Origin of the sequence: Lactobacillus sp. (genome assembly GCF_051873315.1) — a bacterium.
Classification (GTDB): domain Bacteria; phylum Bacillota; class Bacilli; order Lactobacillales; family Lactobacillaceae; genus Lactobacillus.
In genome coordinates this window covers 1-3,967 of the sequence record NZ_JBJEES010000016.1, presented here as the reverse complement: position 1 = coordinate 3,967, position 3,967 = coordinate 1, and the positions used below count along the sequence as shown (strand labels likewise).

Genomic DNA, 3,967 nt, shown 5'->3' with positions numbered 1-3,967 from the left:
GTGAAGCTGGACAAGGTCAACGAAACCATCAGCGAAACTTCTTCAACTGCCTACAACCTCTACCAGGCTGGCAAGCTGGACGAAACTTACCTGACTGGTGAACAAGTCAAGGCCAACAAGGGCAGGTCCACCTTCTACGACCGGCCGGCTTCCGCTATCCAGCGTCTGGAATTAAACCGCAATAAGGTCAAGGCTTTTAATAACTTCAACATCCGCCGGGCCCTGTCCTTGGCCATTGACCGGGGCAGCCTGGCTAAGGTCTTGAGCGATGGGTCAGTTGCGGCAAAGGGCTTCGTCCCATCCGGCATGGGGAACAACCCAACGACCGGGGAAGCTTTTTACAAGGAAGCCTATGTCAAGGAAGCAGTCAGCTACAACTTGAAGGAAGCCAAGAAGTACCTGGCCAAGGGCTACAAGGAACTGGGGATCAAGTCCCTTAACCTCAACTTGACGGTCAGCGACACTGACTCTGCCAAGCAGGTGGGCGAATTCCTGCAAAGCAAGCTGGGCGAACTGCCAGGCGTGAAGATCACCGTGACGACCCTGCCGTACACGACCTTAATCGCCCGGCAAAGCGCCGGCAACTACCAATTGACCATCAAGAACTGGCAGGCTATCTTAGGTGACCCGATCAACTTCCTGGACGTCTTTGAAAAGGACTCCAGCTACAACACCAGCGGTTTTGCCAGCAGCAAGTACGACCAGCTGCTCAATGAAGCCGAAAACGTCTACGGCAACAAGCCGGTTCAGCGCTGGAAGCGGCTGGTGGCAGCTGAAAAGCTGTTGATGAATGAACAGGGGACTATCCCGCTGATCCAGACGGCTCACCCGCAGCTGGTGCAAAGCTACGTCAAGAACGTGTCCTACAACCCGCTGGGCATCCCTTACGACTTCAAGCTTGTTTACATCAAGAAATAGGAGGCAGGCATGGCTTTTTCCGATCTTGATTTTTTAGAAAAAAACTTCATCCACTACGCTAAAGAAGACACCCAGTCCAAATATGCCAATAAAGACCAGGTCCCGACCACGCCTAATCAGGTCAAGATGATGAAGGAACTGGCTGACCAGGTCAAAGACTATGGCCTGGAGTCTTATTACAATGAAAAAACTGCCTTTGCAATCGGCCGCTTGGCGGCTAATACAGAGGGCGTTGCCCCAATTGGCTTTTTCGCCCATGTCGACACGGTTGAATACGATGACCGCTTCCCCATCCGCCCTCAAGTCCACCGGGACTACCAGGGGCAAAAGCTGGTCTTGGATGAGGCAAACGGGATTTTCCTGGACCCGGAAGAATTTCCGGACCTGCTGAACTTAAAGGGGCAGACCTTGATCACTAGCGACGGGAAAACCATCCTGGGCACTGACGACAAGGCCGGGGTGGCTGGCCTGCTGGCAGCACTCAAGTACCTCCATGAGCACCCGGAAGTTGAACATGGCGATATCTATGTGGCTTTTGGCCCGGATGAAGAAATCGGTTTGGGCGGCCAGCGCTTTGACCCGGCTGATTTTCCAGGAGTGGGATTTGCCTATACTTTGGACAATGGCCGGCCAGGCGACTTTGAATACGAGACCTTCAACGCCTCAGCCGCCGATTTGACGATCAAGGGGACCGTGGTCCACCCGGGTGAAGCCTACGGGCTGATGGTCAACGCCACGACGATCATGACGGAATTTCTGGCGGCTTTGCCCAAAGACCAGGTGCCGGAAAAGTCCCGGGGCCACGAGGGCTTCATCATGGTCACGGATGCCCAGAGCAGCGTCGATTCAGCTCACGTCGGCTTGATTATCCGCGACTTTGACTGGGATGAATTTTTGGCGAAAGAAGACCTGGTCAAAAAGCTCGTCGCTTCCTTAGGGGAAAAATACGGGTCAGACCGCTTCAAGCTGGACCTGCGCCGTCAGTACGAGAACATCTACAACGGGGTTAAGGACCGGCCTTATGTGGTCAACCTGGCCTTAGACAGCTATGAAAAAGCGGGCCTTACGCCAAATGTGCAGACCTTCAGAGGGGGAACCGACGGGAATTTCATCACCAAAAAGGGAATCCCGACGCCCAACCTCTTCAATGGCGGCGGCAACTACCATGGCCGCTACGAATACGTGACGGTTGAGCAGATGGACAAACTGGCCGAGGTCTTAGTGACGATCGCGGCTGAGCATGCCCGCCAGAGTAAAGAGGGGCAAGACGACCGACCCCTGGAAAAATACTGGTAAAGATAAGAAGAGCATCCTCTTTTAACGGGGGATGCTCTTTTCGCGGGCTTTTGGTTTGTTCTTTGGGCATAATCTTGTTATGATATAAAGTTGTAGTTATTGAAAGGAAAAAGGTGGCAATGGACACTACTTGGAAGATACGCGAAATCGAAATCCCCAACCGGGTAATGGTAGCGCCGATGGCCGGCGTTTCCAACATGGCTTTTAGAAAAGTCTGCAAGGAATTCGGCGCCGGCATGGTTGTCTGCGAAATGATTTCCGACCATGGGATCATTTACGGCAACAAGAAAACCTTGAGCATGCTGGACGTCGACCCGGGCGAGCACCCGATGAGCATCCAGATCTTTGGGGGGACGGAAGACAGCCTTTTGCAGGCGGCCCAGTACATCGACCAGCACACCGATGCCGACATCATCGACATCAACATGGGCTGCCCGGTACCAAAGGTGACCAAGACTGACGCGGGTTCCAAGTGGCTTTTGGACTCAAACAAGATCTACCAGATGGTCCACAAGGTTGTCCAAAACGTGGAAAAGCCAGTTTCCGTCAAGATGCGGATCGGCTGGGACCGCAAGCACATTTTTGCCGTCGAAAACGCCCTGGCTGCCCAGGAAGCCGGTGCTTCCATGCTGGCCATGCACGGCCGGACCAGAAAGCAGATGTACCAAGGCGAAGCTGACTGGGAAACCCTGCATGAAGTAGCCCAGGTCATGGATATTCCTTTCGTGGCCAACGGGGACATTACGACTCCGCAGCTGGCCAAGAAGGCCCTGGACGAGATCGGCTGCACGGCCGTCATGGTTGGCCGGGCCGCTCTGGGCAATCCTTGGATCTTAAAGGAAATGACCCACTACCTGGCAACGGGCGAAGAGCTGCCAAAGCAGACCGTCCGGGAAAAGGTGGAGACCGCCAAGCACCAGCTCGACGGCCTGGTTCAGCTGCATGGGGAAAAACGGGCCGTGCCGGAATTTCGCCAGCAGGCAGCATATTATTTGAAGGGAATTCCCCGTTCAGCCCGGACTCGTGCTAAAATAAATGAAGTCTGGACGCGTCAGGAGGTTTATGACCTGCTTGACGAATTCGTCGAAACTTACGAAAAACGCGCGCGGCAGAAGCGTGACCGCGCTGCTGATACCCAATCTATGTAAATGGAGGAAAAACACGTTGGCAAAGAACGAAATTAACGACCAATTGCTTGTTCGTCGGCAAAAGCTTGAAGAACTTAAGGAGATGGGGATTGAACCCTTCGGCCGCAAATATGACCGGGAAGCCCTGGCCCGCGACCTGGACGAAAAGTACTTGGGCCTTGACAAGGACGAACTAAACGCAGATATGCCTAAGACCAAGATCGCCGGCCGGATGCTGGCCAAGCGGGGCAAGGGCAAGGTCGGCTTTGCGGACCTCTATGACCGTAGCGGCAAGATCCAGATCTACGTCCGCAAGGACATGGTCGGTGAAGAAAACTACCAGATCTTCAAGAAGGCCGACCTCGGCGACTTCCTGGGCGTTGAAGGCGAAGTCTTCAAGACTGACTCAGGCGAACTGTCTGTCCGGGCCCAGCACGTGACCTTCCTGTCCAAGGCTCTGCGGCCACTGCCTGACAAGTACCACGGCCTGAAGGACGTGGAATCCATTTACCGCCAGCGTTACCTGGACTTGATCACCAATCACGAAAGCTACCAGCGTTTCGTTAACCGGACCAAGATCATCCAGGCTATCCGTGACTACTTGAACGGGCAGGACTTCCTGGAAG

Annotated in this window: 4 protein-coding genes; all 4 read left to right on the top strand. The window is 54.2% G+C overall.

All coding sequences use genetic code 11. From position 1 onward, the window contains the following. Positions 1-918 (top strand): peptide ABC transporter substrate-binding protein (locus ACI32D_RS00770; RefSeq protein WP_439774773.1); only part of this gene is annotated, 918 nt, incomplete at its 5' end. 9 nt (positions 919-927) lie between these two features. Further along, complete coding sequence (gene pepT / locus ACI32D_RS00765; protein WP_439774772.1) at positions 928-2,214, top strand: peptidase T; 1,287 nt, start codon at positions 928-930, stop codon at positions 2,212-2,214. A 119-nt stretch (positions 2,215-2,333) separates the two neighbouring features. Then, positions 2,334-3,362 (top strand): tRNA dihydrouridine synthase DusB, encoded by a 1,029-nt coding sequence (dusB, locus tag ACI32D_RS00760; RefSeq protein ID WP_439774771.1) that lies wholly within the window; start codon positions 2,334-2,336, stop codon positions 3,360-3,362. Positions 3,363-3,378: 16 nt separating this feature from the next. Further along, a partial coding sequence (locus ACI32D_RS00755; protein ID WP_439774770.1) for an OB-fold nucleic acid binding domain-containing protein occupies positions 3,379-3,967 on the top strand: 589 nt, incomplete at its 3' end.

Excerpts from the sequence above, each read along its gene's own strand:
- dusB (WP_439774771.1), top strand. The coding sequence starts at position 2,334 with ATGGACACTACTTGGAAGATACGCGAAATCGAAATCCCCAACCGGGTA.
- pepT (WP_439774772.1), top strand. The coding sequence starts at position 928 with ATGGCTTTTTCCGATCTTGATTTTTTAGAAAAAAACTTCATCCACTAC.